The organism is Paenibacillus antri, from assembly GCF_005765165.1.
GTDB lineage: Bacteria > Bacillota > Bacilli > Paenibacillales > YIM-B00363 > Paenibacillus_AE > Paenibacillus_AE antri.
In genome coordinates this window covers 55,605-73,880 of the sequence record NZ_VCIW01000008.1, presented here as the reverse complement: position 1 = coordinate 73,880, position 18,276 = coordinate 55,605, and the positions used below count along the sequence as shown (strand labels likewise).

12 protein-coding genes are annotated in these 18,276 nt (G+C 60.8%); 9 read left to right on the top strand and 3 right to left on the bottom strand.

What is annotated here, in order from left to right; all coding sequences use genetic code 11:
* Positions 1–273 precede the first annotated feature (273 nt).
* From FE782_RS13860 to FE782_RS13835, 6 genes are all read left to right on the top strand, one after another.
* On the top strand, positions 274–2,577 hold the full coding sequence (locus tag FE782_RS13860; protein WP_138194769.1) for an AraC family transcriptional regulator: 2,304 nt from the start codon (positions 274–276) through the stop codon (positions 2,575–2,577).
* A gap of 110 nt (positions 2,578–2,687) precedes the next feature.
* Entirely contained in the window at positions 2,688–7,376 is a 4,689-nt protein-coding gene (locus FE782_RS13855; protein WP_138194767.1) for a discoidin domain-containing protein, read from the top strand.
* 25 nt (positions 7,377–7,401) lie between these two features.
* A complete protein-coding gene (locus FE782_RS13850; RefSeq protein WP_138194765.1) occupies positions 7,402–8,526 on the top strand; it encodes a glycoside hydrolase family 88 protein in 1,125 nt (374 codons plus the stop codon).
* 544 nt (positions 8,527–9,070) lie between these two features.
* The gene (locus FE782_RS13845) at positions 9,071–9,763 is read left to right on the top strand and encodes an ABC transporter ATP-binding protein (protein WP_138194763.1); all 693 of its coding nucleotides are present in this window, start codon (positions 9,071–9,073) and stop codon (positions 9,761–9,763) included.
* A complete protein-coding gene (locus FE782_RS13840) occupies positions 9,760–12,246 on the top strand; it encodes an FtsX-like permease family protein (RefSeq protein ID WP_138194761.1) in 2,487 nt (828 codons plus the stop codon). Before FE782_RS13845 ends, FE782_RS13840 begins: the two co-directional genes overlap by 4 nt.
* Positions 12,239–13,048, top strand: a complete 810-nt coding sequence (locus tag FE782_RS13835) for a DUF8832 domain-containing protein (protein WP_138194759.1) — start codon at positions 12,239–12,241, stop codon at positions 13,046–13,048. Before FE782_RS13840 ends, FE782_RS13835 begins: the two co-directional genes overlap by 8 nt.
* A gap of 43 nt (positions 13,049–13,091) precedes the next feature.
* On the opposite strand, the gene FE782_RS13830 is transcribed toward FE782_RS13835, so the two are convergent.
* Entirely contained in the window at positions 13,092–13,355 is a 264-nt protein-coding gene (locus FE782_RS13830) for a hypothetical protein (protein ID WP_138194758.1), read from the bottom strand.
* Between the two features lie 102 nt (positions 13,356–13,457).
* Between FE782_RS13830 and FE782_RS13825 the strand changes: the two genes are divergently transcribed.
* Positions 13,458–13,778, top strand: a complete 321-nt coding sequence (locus FE782_RS13825) for a GNAT family N-acetyltransferase (protein WP_138194756.1) — start codon at positions 13,458–13,460, stop codon at positions 13,776–13,778.
* A 3-nt stretch (positions 13,779–13,781) separates the two neighbouring features.
* Here the strand turns inward: FE782_RS13825 and FE782_RS13820 are convergent, their stop codons facing one another.
* Complete coding sequence (locus tag FE782_RS13820; protein WP_228264182.1) at positions 13,782–14,414, bottom strand: response regulator; 633 nt, start codon at positions 14,412–14,414, stop codon at positions 13,782–13,784.
* A gap of 23 nt (positions 14,415–14,437) precedes the next feature.
* Positions 14,438–15,583, bottom strand: coding sequence for a sensor histidine kinase (locus FE782_RS13815; protein ID WP_138194752.1), 1,146 nt, complete (start codon positions 15,581–15,583; stop codon positions 14,438–14,440).
* 196 nt (positions 15,584–15,779) lie between these two features.
* On the opposite strand from FE782_RS13815, the gene FE782_RS13810 reads away from it, so the two are divergent.
* Both FE782_RS13810 and FE782_RS13805 read left to right on the top strand, forming a co-directional pair.
* Positions 15,780–17,282: a serine hydrolase domain-containing protein gene (locus tag FE782_RS13810; protein ID WP_158299395.1), complete on the top strand. Its 1,503-nt coding sequence runs from the start codon at positions 15,780–15,782 to the stop codon at positions 17,280–17,282.
* Between the two features lie 104 nt (positions 17,283–17,386).
* Positions 17,387–18,253, top strand: a complete 867-nt coding sequence (locus tag FE782_RS13805) for a DUF4097 family beta strand repeat-containing protein (RefSeq protein WP_158299394.1) — start codon at positions 17,387–17,389, stop codon at positions 18,251–18,253.
* Positions 18,254–18,276 lie beyond the last annotated feature (23 nt).

Sequence of the window (18,276 nt, the reverse complement as noted above, 5' to 3'; positions counted from 1 at the left end):
GACCCTCCCAATAATAAATGATCGTTTTTTTTGATTCGCGGCGAACCGTTCTTTCCGCGTCCGCCTCTTGAGTATAGTAGCGGGGGAGAGGCGTGCCCATAGCCTGTTCCGCGGCGGCACTGTCCGATCTTCATTTTCGAACAATCCGATTTTCACATCAACTATCTTTTCGTCGAAAGCCCCGATTTCCGGGCGTTCCTAAGCGGGAAGTGCGTTGAGCGAGGATTCAAGTTATGGTAGCATGAACGAAAAGCAAGATGAGGGGGCAGTGGGATGAGACGACGGAAGAACGTCTTCTGGACATTGTGGTTATCTTACCTTCTCATTTTATTGATCCCGGTGACCATCTCCGTGTTTCTTTACTCGAACATTAAGGGAACGATGGTGGAGAACGCGAACCGTTCCAATCTGGCGATGCTGGAGCAGGTCAGGCAAGTCGTCGACGGCCAGATGCAGGATATCGACCGGCTGACGATCCAAATCGCGTCGCACCCGAAGCTGCAAGCGCTGTGGAATTTGAACGACGGCGAGCGGTATTTGGAGTATTCCGAAGCGGTCGCGGCGTTGAAAACCCTTCGTTTCGGCACCGGTTTGATCGGCGAGTTTTACATCCATTACCGAAACCGGGACATGATCCTCTCCCCGACGCTCAAGACCGATACCCAAACGTACTTCAATAAGATTTCCCCCTATGGCGGCTACACGGCGGAAGAAGTGAAGGAGAAGCTGCTCACGGGATACCACTTCAAGACGTTCTGGCCTTCCGAGTCCGCGGAATCGAGCACGATGTCCTCTAGAAATGTAATCGCTACCGCGACGACGCTGCCGCTCGGTGAAATCAACAATGTCAGGGCCACGCTGGTGATGCTGATCGAGGAACAGCACATCTTCGCGCTGTTGAAGCAAATCGAATGGGCCAACAGCGCGTCCATGTATATCGTGGACGAATCCGGGCGGGTCATCTTATCGACCGCGGGGCGGAGCGCGCCGCCGGACGGTCTTCCGACCGGCGCGCCTGCGTCCGGTTACCTCTCGTTCCAGCATAACGGCCAAGACATGATGCTATCGTACACCCGCGGGGTGAACGGTTGGCAATATATTTCGCTCATTCCGAAGGATGTCGTGCTGCAGCGTATTAACGAGATTACGAACTGGGTCGTTACGATGTTGATCGTCGTGCTGCTGATCGGCACCGCGGCGGCTTACTGGATGGCTTACCGCAGCTACGGTCCGATTCGGGATATGGTCAGCGCGTTGTTGAACGGGAACGCCGAGCGGTCCCCGCCGGAATCCAATGAATACGAATTCATTAAATCGTCGATCGCGCGCAACCTGGCGGAGCGGGAAGAGATGATGCATCGGCTCGCGGATCATGCGCCCGTCGTTCGCGCGCATTTCCTCACCCGGCTGCTGAACGGGCAGACGGAGCCGAGCCAAATCGAACAAAGCTCGATAGATTTCATGGGGCTGCATCTTCCCCATCAGCTGAACTGCGTCGTCCTCGTTACCTGCGACGATTCTAGCGAGTTCCGGAGGGAGGACAGCGAAGAAGAGTGGGCGCTCGTCCGATTCGTGCTCGTCAATCTTAGCAGCGGCTTGATCGACGGGAACGGGTACGTCGTGGAGACGGAGCGCAATCAGTTGGCGCTGCTGTTGAATTTAGCGGATTCGGAGGAAGAGGCGAAGCGTCTCCGAGATACGATGATCTCGGATCTGAAGGAGATTACGGCCGAACGGTTCCGGATGCAAATCTCGATCGCCTCCAGCTCGATTCATCCGGGGATTCAAGGCTTCGAACGGGGGTATCGCGAAGCGTTAAGCGCGCTCGACTACCGGATTATTCACGGCGTAGGCTCCATTATCTATTACGACCAAACCAAAGATATCAAGGACGGCTACTATCAATACCCGTTGGAGGCCGAAATTCGGCTCGCGAACTTCTTGAAGGGCGGGGAGTCCGAGCAAGCGGAACGATTGTTGGACGAACTGTACGAGCTGAACGTCGTGTCCGGCGAGCTGACGTCGGAGATGGGCAAGTTTCTGGCGATCGACTTGCTCAGCACCGTGATTAAGGTTTTGAACGCCCTGAAGCTGGACGGCAAGGAGCTGCTGCAGGGCATCGATCCGATCCGTTATATCATGGACAACACCTCGGTGCAGGAGATGCTGCAGAAGACGAAGGAGCTCTGCCGATTGATCTGCAGCAACGTCAACGGCGCGCGGACCGATCAGGGCGATCTGCTGAACGAACGGATCAAGCGGTACATCGGCGAGCGCGTCTTGGACAACAATCTCAGCTTAACTTCGATCGCGGATCACTTCGGCATGGCGCCGCAATACATCTCAGGCTTCTTCAAGAAGCAAAACCGGGTGAATCTGAACGAATACATCGTGGACAGCCGAATGCAGGTGGCGAAGAAGCTGCTGGCCGAGACGAATCTAACGATGATGCAAATCGCGCAGCACATCGGGTACGCGAACGATATCGGCTTCATTCGCGTATTTAAGAAGCTGGAAGGCATTACGCCGGGAAAATATCGGGAGATGATCCGCGGGTCCGAAAGCAAAAACGCGTAAACCTTGGCAACGGATAGCCGAGGATAAGGATAGATAGTGTTCCGTCCGCTTCCTTTTCCTTTATAGTGTGGGTGTCGAAAGCACATTCACGCGAGAGGGAGGATGGACGGATGAACGTAACATCGTTACGAGCCTTGAGAAAGCGAGTAGCTTTGTGGCTGTCGATTTGCTTGGCGATCCCGAGCCTGTCGGCGGCTATAGGCATGCCAACGTACGCGCAAGCGGCGGAGGGAGGGAATTTATTTACGAACGGCGGCTTCGAGACCGCGGACGAGAACGGGAACGCGCCGGGCTGGGAGGCGATCCGGTATTCGGGAGCGCCCGCGTTCAGCGTGACCGACTCGGTCTACAAGGAAGGGACGAGATCGTTCCGGATCGGCGCCGACGTCGTCAGCCGCGGCTCGGCGAAGCAAGTCGTGAATTTGGCTCCCGAGCAGGCAGGAAAACCGTTCGTTCTTCAATTTTGGCTGAAGACCGAAGGGTTGACCGAGAACGGACAGGCTTACGGCCGATTCCAATTTTTGAACGGCGCCGGCTCTAGGATCGGCGCTCTGAACTATACGACGACGCTTCGCGGAACGAACGATTGGACGTCGATCCGGAAGGAATTTACGGTTCCCGCGGGCGCCGTCAAGCTGAGTTTCGAAGGCTTCTTGGAGAATACTGCCGGCTCCGCCTGGTTCGACGATCTGAAGCTGTTCGAGGTGCTGCCGGATGAAGCGCCGAACGGAAATCTGCTGCCGAACGGCGGCTTCGAGACGGTGCAGGCTTCAACCGGATGGACGGACGGGGTCGGTCCCGCTCATGCAACCGCCTGGAAGGCGAGCGGCAATCCGGCGTTCGCCGTCGATACGGAGACGTACCGGAGCGGCACGAGATCGGTTCGAATCGACGGCGCGCCGCCGACCGCCAGCCGCGGCGCCGTCGTGCAGGAGATTCGCACGATGAAGATCGGCCAGCCGTACTTGATCAGCGGCTGGGTGAAGACGGAGAACGTCTCCAATACGGCCTACGTGCGTTTCCAATATAAGCGGGACGGCGGGCAAAGCGTGAACGTCGAGCTGGCGAACCACATCCGCGGCTCGACGGACTGGACGTATTTCAGCCGGGTCGTCGGTCTGCCGGAAAACACGGATAACCCTTCCGCCCCGGTCACGAAGGTGGAGGCGTTCCTCGAAAATTCCACGGGGACCGTGTGGTTCGACGATTTCTCCATCCAGGAGCATATCCCGGTCGAGAGCTTTACGCTAACGCCCGACTATGTCGAGCTCGTCGCAGGCGGCGCGGCGCAGCTCTCGGCGACGGTTACGCCGGAGAACGCCACGAATCGGAACGTGCGCTGGAGCTCGTCCGATCCGGCGGCCGTCTCCGTGGATGCGAACGGTCTCGTCACCGCGCGCGCGGCAGGGTATTCGATCGTCTCCGCGACGGCGCTCGAGACGAACGAAACCCGGAACGCGGTCGTGACGGTCGATCCGTCCCCTTCGCTGATCGTACAGCCCTATTCGGGGACGGTGCTCGAGAACGGGGAGCTGGCGGGGAGACTGACGGCGGAGGACGTTAGCGGCGCGCCGATCGTGTTCGAGAAGGCGATCGATCCCCGGCACGGCACGGTGACGGTCGAGCCGGACGGCGGCTTCCGGTATTATCCGACGCGCAATTACGCCGGTCCCGACGAATTCGTATTTATGGTCGGCGGGGTTGCGGGCGGCGGAGGTCCGAAATTCGGGAAAGCGACGATCGCGGTCGAGCCGATCCTTGCGCCGCCGACGTTGGATTTGCAGTGGTATTCGACGCCGAAGGGCGCGACCTTGACCGGCAAGCTCGGGAAGGTGATTCGTCCGTCGGCGGACGCCGTGGTCTGGACGAAATCCGGAGCGTCATCGGAGACCCGGGGCGAGCTTACCGTTCAACCGGACGGAACCTTCGTTTATACGCCGGCGCCGGGCTTTACCGGGTACGATACGTTCCGGGTCGCGGCGACCGCCGCGAACGGGATGTCGACGGAGGCGATGGCGAAGGTGTTCGTCGTTCCGGAGGCGGCCGACTTCGCGGCCGACTTGAACGACGCCGCCTTGGGCAACGTCCACCCGCGCGTCGTCGCCGACGCCGAGGACTTCGCGTATGCGCGCGGCTTGATCGGGACGGACCCGTATATGACCGAATGGTTCGAGCGGCTTACGCAGGATACCACGCCATTCCTCGAGGCGGAGGACAACGGCTTTAATACGAACCAATTATTAAACACCGCCTTGATGTTCCAGCTGACCGGGGACAAGAAATACGCGGACAGGGCGATCGAGCATCTGCAGTATATGGCCACGATCCCGGAGAGCGCTTGGCCGGGTCGGACGAACAGCATGCTGTCGCTGACGTACATCGCCTATACGACCGGTCTGGCCTACGATTGGCTTTATCACGAGATGACGCCGGAGCAGCGCCGGGTCGTGGAAGAGACCGTCAGCGAGCACATCTTCAGCCATGCGCTCGGTTGGTACCGGGGACAATTCAACATAACGGAAACCAACAATATTAACCTCGTCAATAACGGCAGCTACGGCGTATTGGCGCTGGCCTTGTTGAACGAAGACGAAGCGCAGATCCGGGCGGAAGCGAACGAAGCGCTGCAAGGTGTCTATCGCAAGCTTCAGATCGTGCTGCGCCACTTGACGGAAGACGGCTCGTGGCCGGAAGGGCCGAGCTACTTCCAGTACGGGACGATGCCGCTGTTCCTCTTCATGTCGGCGATGCATTCGTCGCTCGGCACGGACTACGGACTAAGCGAGCTGGAAGGCATGGAAGCGTTCGGCGCGTACCCCGTGCATTTACGAGGGCCGAAAGGGACGTTCAACTTCGGCGACGGTGACATTATCGAGACGTATCCGCAGTCGCTGTGGTTAGCCGACTTCTACGGGAAACCCGAATACGCGTCGCTCGCGGGCGAGTTGTATCGGGATCAAGGCTTGTACTCGCCGTTGTACCTGTTGTTCTACAAGCCCGGCATGTTCGACGTCTGGCCTTCTTCGCCGGATCGGACGTTCAGCGGCATCGAAGCGATCGCCATGCGCAGCGGCTGGAACGACCCGAACGCCGCGTACGCCGCCATGAGGGGCTTGAACGAGACGATGCTCAGCCACAACGACCTAGACGCCGGGACGTTCGTGTTCGACGCGCTCGGCGAACGGTGGGCGCTCGATCTCGGCAATGAAAACTACAATTTGCCGGGCTTCTGGCAATATGCGGAAGGAACGCGATGGACGTATTATCGGAAGGGCGCGCAAGGCCATAACACCGTCGTCATCAATCCGCTGAGCAACCCGGTTCACATGCAGGATTACGACGCTCCGGCCCCGCTCGTGCGCAGCGAGTCCAAGCCGCGCGGCGCATACGGCATCTTGGATTTGACGGAACGGTACCCGAACGACGCCTTGTCCTTCAAGCGGGGCATGATGCTGACCGCGGACCGCTCGCAGCTGATCGTGCAGGACGAGATCCGGCTGAAGGCGCCTTCGGACATCTACTGGTTCATGCACACGGGGGCTTCGATTTCGATTGTCGAAGGCGGCCGGGCCGCGATTCTGACGAAGAACGATAAGAAGCTCTATGTGAAAATGATAGAGGCTCCCGCGGGTGCGGTCTTCTCGGAGATGAAAGCCGAGCCGCTGCCCGGAACGCCGAACCCGGAAGGACAGACGGCCAATCGCGACGTTCGGAAGCTGGCCGTTCATCTGACGAACGCCAGCCAAGCGAATTTGTCCGTCTGGATGGCGCCGCTCTACGAAGAAGACGCGCTGCCGCAGCAGGCGCCCGGGTTTACGCCGCTGGATGCGTGGTCGATTCCGGACGGCGAGCTGCCGGTACGGCCGGCGCCGCCGACGGCGAGCTCGATCGCCGTGGACGGCGTTCCGATCGAGGGCTTCGATCCGCGGCGAACGTATTACGAGGTCGTGTTCCCGTTCGAGGAGACGGTCGTCCCTCGCGTCGAAGCGGCATCCGCTTCCGATCTGACCGTCGTCGAAGCGACCGAGCTGCCGGGACGGACGTTCGTGTACGTCACGGATCCGGCCGATCCTGCGTCGAAGAACCGATATACGGTGGCGTTCGTGCGCGGTCCGATCGTCGGCGACCCGCCGGACGTTAATCGATGGCCGGTCGTCGGCGCGACGGCCAGCTCCACGCCGCAAGCGAACCTGGGCTACACGCCAGAGAAGACGTTGGACGGCGATCTGTCCACGCGTTGGACGTCCGAAGGCGAGCATTGGATTCAATACGACCTCGGAGAGGTTCGGGAAGTCGGAGCCGTCTCGATCGCTTTCTTCAGCGGCGACGTCCGCAAGGCGTACTTTTCCATATCGACCTCGCTTGACGGCGTCCAGTGGAACGTCGCGTACGCCGACGGGGTCAGCTCGGGCGTAACGGCGGAGCCCGAAGTGTTTCATTTCGCCGGTACGGAGGCTCGCTACGTGCGGATTACCGGATACGGCAACTCGACGAGCCGGTGGAACAACATCACGGAGGCGGGCATCTTCCGGCCGACGCCGATCTCGGTTCGCGCCGACGTCCCGGAGGTGTGGAAGCCGGGCGAGCGGCACGCGCTATCCGCGTTGCTGCGGTACGCCGACGGGCGGCAGACGATTGCGGAGAACGCGACGTTCGCGAGCAGCGACGAGACCGTGTTATCCGTTAAGGAAGGCAAGGCGCTAGGGAAGAAGCCGGGAACCGCCGAATTGACGGTGACGGACCATGAATCCGGCCTGACCCGCACGATGACGATCGAAGTAAGGACACCGAATCCGTAAGGCATCGCGAAGGAGGAAATTTACTATGTGGCAGCGCGCCATTGAGGACGCGATTCAGAAGACGAGACGGAACATCGAGGCCTTCCCGATGCAGTTCCCGCACATTACGACGGAGCGACGGTACGATTGGGGGATCAACCGCGATTGGATCGAGGGCTTCTATACCGGGATGATCTGGCTTTGTTACGAATACACGGGCGATCCTGCGTTTAAGGAAACCGGCTTGCGCCACGTGGAGGACTATCGAGAGCGGCTTGCGGCGAAGCGAAATCTGGATCATCACGACATCGGCTTTCTGTACCTCCCTTCGGCGTTGGCGTCCTGGATCGTAGAACGCCACGAATCGGGCCGCCGGCTAGCGCTCGACGCGGCCGAGCATCTGATGACCCGTTGGCGGGAAGCCGGGCAATATATTCAGGCGTGGGGGCCGGAAGGAGACCCGCAGAACGGCGGCCGCATCATCGTCGATTGCATGATGAACCTGCCGCTGCTGTACTGGGCGCACGCGCAGACGAACGACGATCGGTATCGGAAGCGTGCCGTCCTTCACGCGGAGAAGAGCCGGCGCTACTTGATGCGGGGGGACGATTCCTCGTACCATACGTTCTATTTCGACCCGGCGGACGGGAAGCCGATTCGCGGCGGGACGCACCAAGGCTTCCACGACGGCTCCACGTGGACCCGCGGGCAAGCTTGGGCGATTTACGGCTTCGCGCTGTCGTACCGGTACACGGGCGATCCCGCGTATTTGGAGACGGCCAAGCGGGCGGCGCGGTATTTCGTCGACCGTCTGCCGGAGGACTTCGTCGCGTATTGGGATTTCGACGCGCCGGTCGAGCCGGGCACCCCGCGCGACAGCTCGGCGTCCGCCATCGCGGCTTGCGGCATGCTTGAAATTCTCGCCCACCTGGGCGAGGCGGATGCGGATCGCGGTTGGCTGAACGAAGCCGTCGAGCGGTCGATGAAGTCGTTGGTTGAAAACTACGCCACCATCGGCGAGCCGGAGGAAGAGGGCTTGATCAAGCACGGCTCCTATCATGTTCGCGGCGGCTTAGGCCCGGACGATTATATGATCTGGGGCGACTATTATTATCTCGAAGCGCTGCTTCGGCTGACGAAAGGCATCCCCGGCTATTGGTACGAGAGGTGAATAGGAGCTGTCCCGCGAAGCGCGGGGCAGCTTTTTTTTAACCAAATCAAAAGGTAAGAGGTGGAATTGCGCTTGTTCCCGCGCTCCTTCTCCTGGATTGACCTTCGCTCAGCTGACGACCAAATGGAAGTCGAGACACCGATGCCGGTCGTACGGCATTTAGATAGCAAGGATGATAGGGATCCGGAGGTGCCTCTGCAATTTTCGTGCAATCCCGAGAATTACAAGGGAGTGCATGGCGGCTGCGAGTGCAGGATTAGTGATATGTTGCTTTATAGCTGGACAGGCGTGGGGCATACCGAAGCGAGCGACTTTTTGCAGGTGAGTTGTTACCGCTACAAGCGTATGACTCACGCCGTACACGCACGGATGATGGACGATTGCGCGGCGGTTGCGGCGGGATTCGGATAGTTTTTGCGCGCGGGCCGCAAATTGTTGCGGGCGCCGTCGCATCGTTTGCGCGTTCGGCGGCCTCCTCCGGGTTTATGATGAGTTCAGACGAAAGCGTATCGGATGAACCGATCAAGAGGAGGAAGACAAAGCAATGATTCGCGTAGAAAAAGTATCCAAGGAGTTCGCGCTCGAAGCCGGCAACTTCACGGCGCTGCGAGAGACGGACGTAACGATCGGGAAAGGGGAGTTCATCGCCGTCATGGGGCCGAGCGGTTCGGGGAAGAGCACGCTGCTGCAAATTCTCGGCGGGCTCGACCTGCCGACGTCCGGCAGCGTCGAAATCGACGGGGTTCGGCTGGAGCGGCTGGACGAGAAAGGGCGGACGCTGTTCCGCCGGACGAAGGTCGGCTTCGTGTTCCAGAACTACCAGCTGCTCCCGATGATGACGGTCGCGGAGAACATCGCGCTCGCGCTCGCCGCGAATCGGGCGCCGAAGGCGGAGATCGACCGGACGGTCGCCCGGCTCATCCGCGAGGTGAATCTGGAAGGGAAGGCGTCAAGCTACCCGTCCCAGCTCAGCGGCGGCCAGCAGCAGCGCGTGGCGATCGCCAGAGCGCTCGCGATGAAGCCGGCGCTCATCTTGGCGGACGAACCGACCGGTAACCTCGATCGACAGAACGGGGAAGACATCTTGAAGCTGCTGTCGCGGCTGAATAAGGAAGAAGGCATTACCGTCGTCATGGTGACCCACGATCGTCACGCGGCGGAGACGGCGGACCGCATCATTACGCTTCGAGACGGGGCGGTCGTGGAAGACGCCATGGAAGGAGCGGGTCGCAAGTGAATCTCTGGCAGATCGCATGGCGCAATTTGATGCGCCGGAAGCTCCGCACGCTGCTTACGGTCGTCTCGATCGTCATCGGGGTCGCTTCGACGTTCGGCGTCATCGCCTCGGTCGACACCGCGAAGAAGGCGTTCCCGCTCTATATGAAGGCGGCGTTCGGCAAGGCGGACTTCTCGATCAACGGAACCGAACCGTACTTCTCCGGCGACGTGCTGCACGACGTCCAGCATATCGAAGGCGCGGTCTCGATCGCGACGATGAAACAGGCGACCAACCTCGTCTTGGAAAACGAAGACATCGCCGCGATCCAAAAACGCGTCGATCTGAAAGGCTACAGCCGACTGGATACGCCGCTGACCGGATACAAGGTCGTCGAAGGCACGCTGACCGGGGACGGCGCGGTCATTACCGACCGGACGGCCGGCGTCTGGAACGCGAAGGTGGGCGACCCGATCGCGATCGAGACGGATGCGGGCGTTCAGCAGGTCCGCATCGACGCGATCGTGCGGTATACGGCAGATTTGATGGGTCCGTCGAGCTGGATGATGGCGAAGTATCATCCTTGGACGGTGGCCGTGCCGCTCCATCTCGTCCAGGAATGGTTCGAGCGAACCGGCGAGATCGAGAGCGTGCAGATCAAGCTGCTGCCCGGGACGGACGCGGCGCAGGCGGAGGCGCGGTTCGACGAGCTGGTCAAGAAGGACGACAGCGTCTACCTGCAGCCGGTCCTCCTCAATATGGAAGCGCAGTTCAAAGACGCGGATACGTTCTTCCTGGCGCTGTATATCGCCGGGTGTCTCGGGATCGCGCTGAGCGCGTTCGTCATTTTCAACAGCTTGTACGTTAGTATTCAAGAGCGCAAGAACGAGTTCGCCGCGCTGAAGACGATCGGATATACGCCCGGGCAGCTCCGCAGGTTCGTATTGTACGAGGTGCTGCTGCTGTCGGCGGCGGGGACGGCCGTAGGGGCGATCATCGGGTATGGGCTGGCGCTGCTGTTGAAGTCCGTCATCTTCATGATCTTCGGGGTATACGACGATAGCGGCATGGAGCTTGCGAAGGGGCTGGTCGTCTCGATCGCGGCGGGGATCGTCGTGCCGATCGCGGCGTCGCTGGCTCCGATTCGGCAGGCCGGCAAGGTGAGCGTGATCGCGGCGTTGAAGGAAACCGCCGCATCGAGCTCGAAGCTGCCGCGTTGGCGGGGCGCGGTCGGCGCGCTCTTGATCGTCTCCGCATTGTTCATCAAGCATCTGCTGCTGGTCGTGCCGCTGCTGCTCGGCGTCGCGCTCGTATTCCCGTTCCTGTTCAAGGCGTTCGCCGCGCTGTTGAAGCCGGCGTACCGGGCGCTGTTCGGCTTCGGCGGCGTCGTGGCGTCCCGCAATCTCGAGCGCAACCTCGGCCGCACCTCGATGACGTCGGTCGTCCTGTGCCTCGGCATCGCGATGGTGCTGTTGATGAGCTCGCTCAATTCCGCTCTAATTCAGACGTATGAACGAGTCATCCACGCTTCCTACGGCGGCAACCTGGACGTGATGCTGCATCATATCGAGCCGACCGACCTCGACGAACTGCGGGCGACGGAAGGCGTCGCGGACGCGCAGACGTACCCGCTGCATCTCGCGGTCTGGGAGCTGAACGGAAAGAAGCGCAACCTGCCCGTGTACGGCGTCGGGGCGGAGTGGATCGACCGGTTCCCGCTGTTTACGGCGGGCGGGGAAGCGCAGAGCGCGTGGATCGGAAGATTGGGCGACGACGAGCTGCTCATGGACCGCGTCGCGCTTGAGGTATGGGGCGGCGAGATCGGGGAGACGATTACGCTCGATACGCTGGCGGGGCCGCGTCCGTTCACGGTCGTCGGCGCCGTCGAGACGATGAAGAACAACGGGTTCGGCGCGTTCATGGGAGACGGAGCGTTCCGCGGCCATTTCGGATTGAAGTACGAACGGAACGCGCTCGTGCTGAAGGACGATCGGATCTCTCCGCTGCAGCTTCGGGAAAATGTGTTCGACCGCTTCGGCGCCCGCATCGAATCGATGTTCGGCCCGGAGGACTGGGTGTCGGTCGTCGGCGCGACGTACACGGGATCGTTCAGCGTCGTCAACTTCCTGATCGTTCTCTCGATCGTCATCTCGGGCATCGGCATTACGAATACGATGCTGATGAACATTATGGAGCGCGTGCGGGAGCTCGGCATGATGCGCGCCGTCGGCGTGACGCGAGGCCAGCTGATCCGCATGGTCATGCTGGAAGGGTTCGGCATCGGTCTCGCCGCGACCGTCATCGGCTGCGCGTTCGGCATCCTGCTCATCTACATGACGTCGACGTTCATGTCCATCAACACGTTGACGTACCGATTCGGCATCTCCTGGGCGATTCTGTCCGCGGTTTGCGCGTTCGGATTGCTCGTCAGTCTGCTGTCCAGCTTCACCCCGGCGTCCCGCGCCGCGAAAACTCCGTTAAGCGAGGCATTGCGATATGAATAAATTAGGAATGGTTATTACGGCGGCGATCTCGCTTGCGCTGACCGGCTGCGGCGGCGCCCAGACGTCTTGGGAAACCGAGGAAGTGGCCGTGGCGAGCGATCGATTGATGGCGGATTCCGTGGAAGCGGCTTGGGCCGTAGAAGGGGATGCGGGAGAAGACGCGTCGATTCGGCTCGAGCTTGCGACGAAGGAAGGGAAGCCCGTCGAGGCGTTCGACCTGAACCACGAGAAGCTGCTGCACCTGATCGTCGTGAGCAAGGACTTATCGTACTTCAATCACATTCATCCGGAGTATAAGGGAGAAGGCGTCTTCGAAATTTCGAACGTCTTCCCGGCGGGAGGAGCGTACCGGCTCATCGCCGACTTCAAGCCGACCGACGGCGATGCGATGACGAAGCTGACATGGGCGGAGGTCGGCGGCGCGCCGGCCGCGCCGCAAGCCGTCGTTCCCAGCGAGAGCTTGAACTCGGTCGTCGCGGGGAAACGAGTCTCGCTCGCGGCGGAAGGGTTGGTCGAGGACGAGGAGGCGACGCTGACGTTCGCGATCGCGGACGAGGCATCCGGCGAGCCGATCTCCGACTTGGAGCCGTATCTCGGCGCGATCGGACATGTCGTCGTGCTGTCGGAGGACGGCGAACGATACGTGCACGTTCACGCCGAAGCGGATCAGGGGACCGGGCCGGAGGCGAAGTTCGAGACGACGTTCCCGAAGGCGGGGATCTATAAGATTTGGGGACAGTTCCAGCATCGCGGCGAGGTGTTCACGGTCGACTATGTCGTGAACGTCGAGAAGCGTTCGTAACGCGGAACGGGGGCGAGCCGGAGACGGCTTCGCCCCCGTTTGTTCAACGGAGGATTAACCCGATGATCATCATGACGAGACCGAAGACGGCGGCGCCTCGTTTCACGCCCCGGTTTTCCCTTGGCTTCAGGAACAAGCTGACCGCGAAGCCGAGCGGAAGCACGAGGCCGTTCAGGTTCAAGTAGAAGCTTCCCAAGATGTAATATCCTAGAAGTTTCAATACTAACCATTCTTCCTGATGGTCTCGGTTCTGGAACAGAAAATAAATCCCTACGACCAACACGAGCGTCCAAAATAAAAAATACATTCGATCCCTCCATTCCCGAAGCGAGTCGGAGTTATGATGTAAGTATACGTCCGTGCATGAGATGGGTTTCCTGCATATGGAAATTTAAAGGAGCAAAAGCAGATGGAGTGGTTTCCGTCGTCCGAAGAGCGGATCGAAGAGGAGAAGGCGATCGCCGACTTGATGACGAACCCGCGCGACGGCCGAACCTGGCTGGGGCTGCTGCAGATTCGCGGGGAGCTTCACGGCGAAGGATATGGGAGCAGGGCGCTCGCGGATTTCGAACAACGGCTGCAAGAGCGCGGCGTGCGTTCGTACAAAATCGGGGTGTTGACGGACAACGACCCCGCGCACGCCTTCTGGACGCGGAAGGGGTTTCGGAAAACCGGACTTAACCCCGACGGTACGATCGTCGTCTACGAGAAGGAACTGGCGGGGGGATGAGCTTCATAACAGCTTCTCCTCCGACGCTTTCTTCAGAGCCGATGCACGGTTCGGTACGTTCAGCTTCGAATAGATGCTGGAAATATAATTTTTTACGGTGCCTTCCGAGAGGAAGAGCTTCTCCGCGATGCCGCGGTTTGGAAGTCCGTGGGAGATACAGGTCAACACCTGCATCTCTCGCTCCGTTAATCCGTACTCCGATTCCTTGGGAGCGGCCGGCGCCGCGAGCGAACGGGCGAAGAGCGCTTTGGCGACTTCCCGGGAAATCATCGTTTCGCCGCGGCTGACGAGCCGGATCGCCGATGCCAGGTCGATCGGGTCGATCGCCTTCAGAATGTAACCCTCGGCTCCCGCCTGCAGCGCATCGGACACCACCTCCGCATCTTGGAACGTCGTCAGCATGATGACCTTGGCGTCGGGCTGCGCCTTCTTAATCAGCTCCGTCGCGCGCACGCCGTCCATGACCGGCATCTGGATGTCCATCAGAATGACGGACGGGACGAATCGGGCCGCGAACGCGACCGCCTCCTCGCCGTTCGCCGCCATCGCGACGACCTCGAGATCGGGTTGGAGGTTTAGGACGATGCCTAAGCTTTTTCGAATGATTTCCTGATCCTCGACGATCATGACGGTCACCTTTTCCAACGAAAGTCCTCCTTCTATATCGCGATTTTCCCCTCGACCACCGTGCCCCGGAGCGGGCTGGATTCAATGGATAACGTCCCGTTCACGCTGGCGAGCCGCTCCGTCATCGAGTTGATCCCGAACCCCTTCACGAGCTTCTTCGCCCCGACCCCGTTATCTTCCACCTTCAGCACGACTTCCCCCTCCAGAAAACGCAGCGCCACCTCCACCTCCGACGCATGGCCGTGTCGGACCGCATTCGTCATGGCTTCTTGCAGCAGCCGAATGAGCGTCACCCGGACTTGTTCCGACAGAGGCACTTCCCGGCCGCTCGCGCCGAAGTTGATTTTCACGGACGTATGCTCGGCGAACTGTCCGGACATCTCCCTTAACGTCAAGCAGAGAGGCTGTTTCAGCTCTGCCGGAGCCATCTGGTGAATATGCGATCGGACGTCTTCCAGCCCCTTGCTCGCGAAGCGGCGCAGCTCCGCCAGGTGGTTCTTCGCTTCCGTCGGGGAGACGTCGATCAAATACCGAACGGCGTCCATCCCCGCGATGACGGCGGTGAACGCATGCCCGACGGTGTCGTGCAGCTCGCGGGACAGCCGGTTTCGCTCCTCCGCGATCGTCAGCCTCTCGATTTGCTTCGCGTTCAGCTCCAATGTCTGATTTTGCTGTTGGATGACGCTCATCATGTCCCGGATGCGGCGCAGCGTCAGGAGAAGCTTGCAGAAGCTGAACCCGATCGCGAAGACGACCGCCAGATCGATCATCCGGTCGGCGATGACGGCGAAGGAATGCCCCCAGAGGGCGCCCGACAGCAGGGGAAGGACCGCGACGGTCAGAGGCGCCGACCAGAACGGCGTTCGGCCGACGCTCAGAAATCCGACGATGAACGCCGGGAAGTTGTAGAAGGCCATCCCGCCCGCCCAGTCCTGCGACAGAAATAAAAATAACCCGCCGCTGCAGATCAATTCCAGGCACAGGGGAACCAGGTGGGGCTCGCCCTTCCGCAGGTATGCGATCAGCGGCACGACATAGGCGACGGTGTACCAGAACACGGCGAGCCACACGACGCCCGCCGCGAAGAGGACGGGCGGTTGGTGCGTCAGGAATCGCTCGGGGTGCTGCTGAATGTCGTATACCCCGAAGAGAAACCATGCGCTGCGAATGGCGACCATGAGGGAGGTAATTCCATGCGTTTTGATTTTACCTATAAGTTCCAAGAGGCGCTCTTCCAATCTCTAGTAAATCATTCAATAGGATAGTATACCATGCGCCATGACTTCTTTTAACCGAAAGTCACTAGGGAGACATGACTTTTATTCGGTACATTGGTTTGCGGAGAGGGAACGAAGAAAAGCGAGGGAAACGAAGATGAAATGGATTTGTAGCGTCATCGCGGCCTGTGTAATGTTCTGCATCGCGGCCGGACCGGCCGCGGCGGCGAACGAAGCGGGAACGAAGCTCCCGCTCGACCGCATCGACGCATACGCGAGAGCGCAGTTCGACATCGCGGGAATTCCGGGAGGCGCTTATGCGATCGTCGACCGGGGGCGCATCGTTCAGGCGCAAGGGATCGGCTTCGCGGATTTGGCATCGCGGACCGAAGCGGGCCCGGATACGGTGTACGCGGTCGCTTCCGTAACGAAGCCGATGACGGCGGCGGTCGTCCTGCAGCTGGCGGAGGAGGGGCGCATCGATTTGGACGCGCCGGTTAAGGACTACCTGCCCTGGTTTCGATACGCGGACGAAGAAGCGTCGTCGAAGGTGACCGTGCGGCAGCTGCTGACGCATTCCGCGGGCGTGAACCGGTTTTCCGCCGACGGCGCGATTTATCGTGACGTAAAGAAGAACCGGAATTCATTGGAAAATGCGGCCAAGGCGCTCGAGAACGTGAGGATGAACGCCGAGCCCGGCGCCAAAGGCCAATATTGCAACACATGTTATAACCTGCTTGGTTTGATCATCGAGGCGGCGACCGGCCGGCCTTACGAAGCTTATATGAAAGAGCGCCTGTTCGAGCCGCTGGGCATGACGAATGCGAGCTTCCGTCCGCCGGTCGACGGGTCCGTCCGAACCGCGAAGGAGTACGGGTATTTGTTCGGCTTCCCCGTCGAGTTCGAGCCGTATTGGAAGGCATTCGGTAGCAGCCAAGCGCCGGAAGGCGGAGCGTACGCCAGCGCGGCGGATCTTGCCCGGTTCGCGGCGGCCGCGCTGGGCTACGGAACGACCGAGCCGTTCTTCGCCTTGGGCGGCCTCGAGCCTTATCACCGGGCGGGAGTGCCCGCATCCGACTTGAACGGGGCCGTCTACGCGGAGAGCGGCTTCGAGGCGAAGCGAATCCATGGCGTTCCGGCGCTCGAGAAATCCGGGGAGGGCATGGGCTCCAGCTCGGAAATCGTTCTCCTCCCGGAGCTGGGCGTCGGCATCGTGCTGCTCGTCGGCGAAGCGGACGGGGAAGCCTGCGGACGCATCGCGGAAGGGATCGTCAGCATCGTGCTAGGGCATCCCCCTGAAACCGTCGAAGGCTTGCCGAATTTCCTCCAGCTGCTCGGATGGGTATCGCTGGGGCTTCTGCTCCTCGGTCTTGTTCTGTTCGCCGGCCTGATCGGCAGTTTCGTTCGGCTGCGCCGCCGCCGGTTCGAGACGAAGCGGCGATGGGCGGTCGCGGCGAGGGCGGTCGGATTCGCCGTCGTCGGCGTGCCGCTGTGGTACTTGCTGTTCCTGTTTCGCCCGACGGAGGCTGGCTTCTACGGATACCCTTATGATTTCGCGGTCGCGTTGATCGCCGTGGCCGTGCCGTTCAGCCTGTGGGCGGCGTACAGCGCGTGGGCGCTCGCGCTCGGACGGCGGAGCAATATATGGAGACGGAGATGATGTTCAATATGAAATCGTTGCTTTGGATCGGTACCGTTTGCGTTTTGGCGGGGATACCGGCGCTGTACGCCTTCGGTTCCTTCGGGAACGGGGAGTTCTTCGGAATGCGCTCTTTCGATGTTCGGGAGACGTTCGAGGCGGACGGACTGCGCGCGATTCGGATCGATGGCCGGGGCGCGGATGTGGAAGTGGTCCGCGGGGATTCGGAGCAAATCGTCGTTTCGGTGGTCGGGACGGCCGACGCCGACACCTCGGAGCGCATCGATGTGAAGGCATCCGTCGCGGACGGGACGTTGACCGTCGAACCGATCGTTCCTGACAAAGGATTCTTCGTAGCGGTCTTCGACGTCAACGTGCTCGTCCGTCTGCCGGACAGAGCCTGGGAGTCGATGGACGTGCTTACGAGCGGGGGGAACGTGGACGTATCCTCGGTTCGGAGCGCGGCCGTGGCCGTCGAAACCGGCAGCGGGAACGTCGCGCTCGCCGACCTGACGGCGGACGCGCTGGACGTCGATGCGGGGAGCGGCAATCTCCGATTCGGGGAGCTGTACGCGAGGGATGCGACGCTTCGGATCGGCTCCGGCAATATGACCGGCATCGGCTTCCGAGCGGAACGGCTCGCTTTCGACGTCGGCAGCGGCAACGTCCGACTCGAGGACGGCCGCGGGACGCTGCAGGGGGAGTCGCGGTCCGGCAATATCGCCGTCCGATTCGACGCGATCGAGGCTCCGGTCGTCCTGCGCGCCGGCAGCGGCAATGTAACCGTGGAGCTCGCGGAGAAGCCGGAACATCTGGCCTTCGACTTCCGAACGAACTCGGGCGAAAGCAGCGTCGAATGGCCGTACGAGGCCGCGGGGCTCGTCGAGCCCGGAGAAGAGAACGCGGGCGCGGTCTCGGGCCGGTTCGGGGACGGCGGGGTTACGCTGACCGCGGAGACGGGCTCCGGCAATATTACGCTAGGCCAACGATAAAAGACTAAGGAGAGAGAAACCAG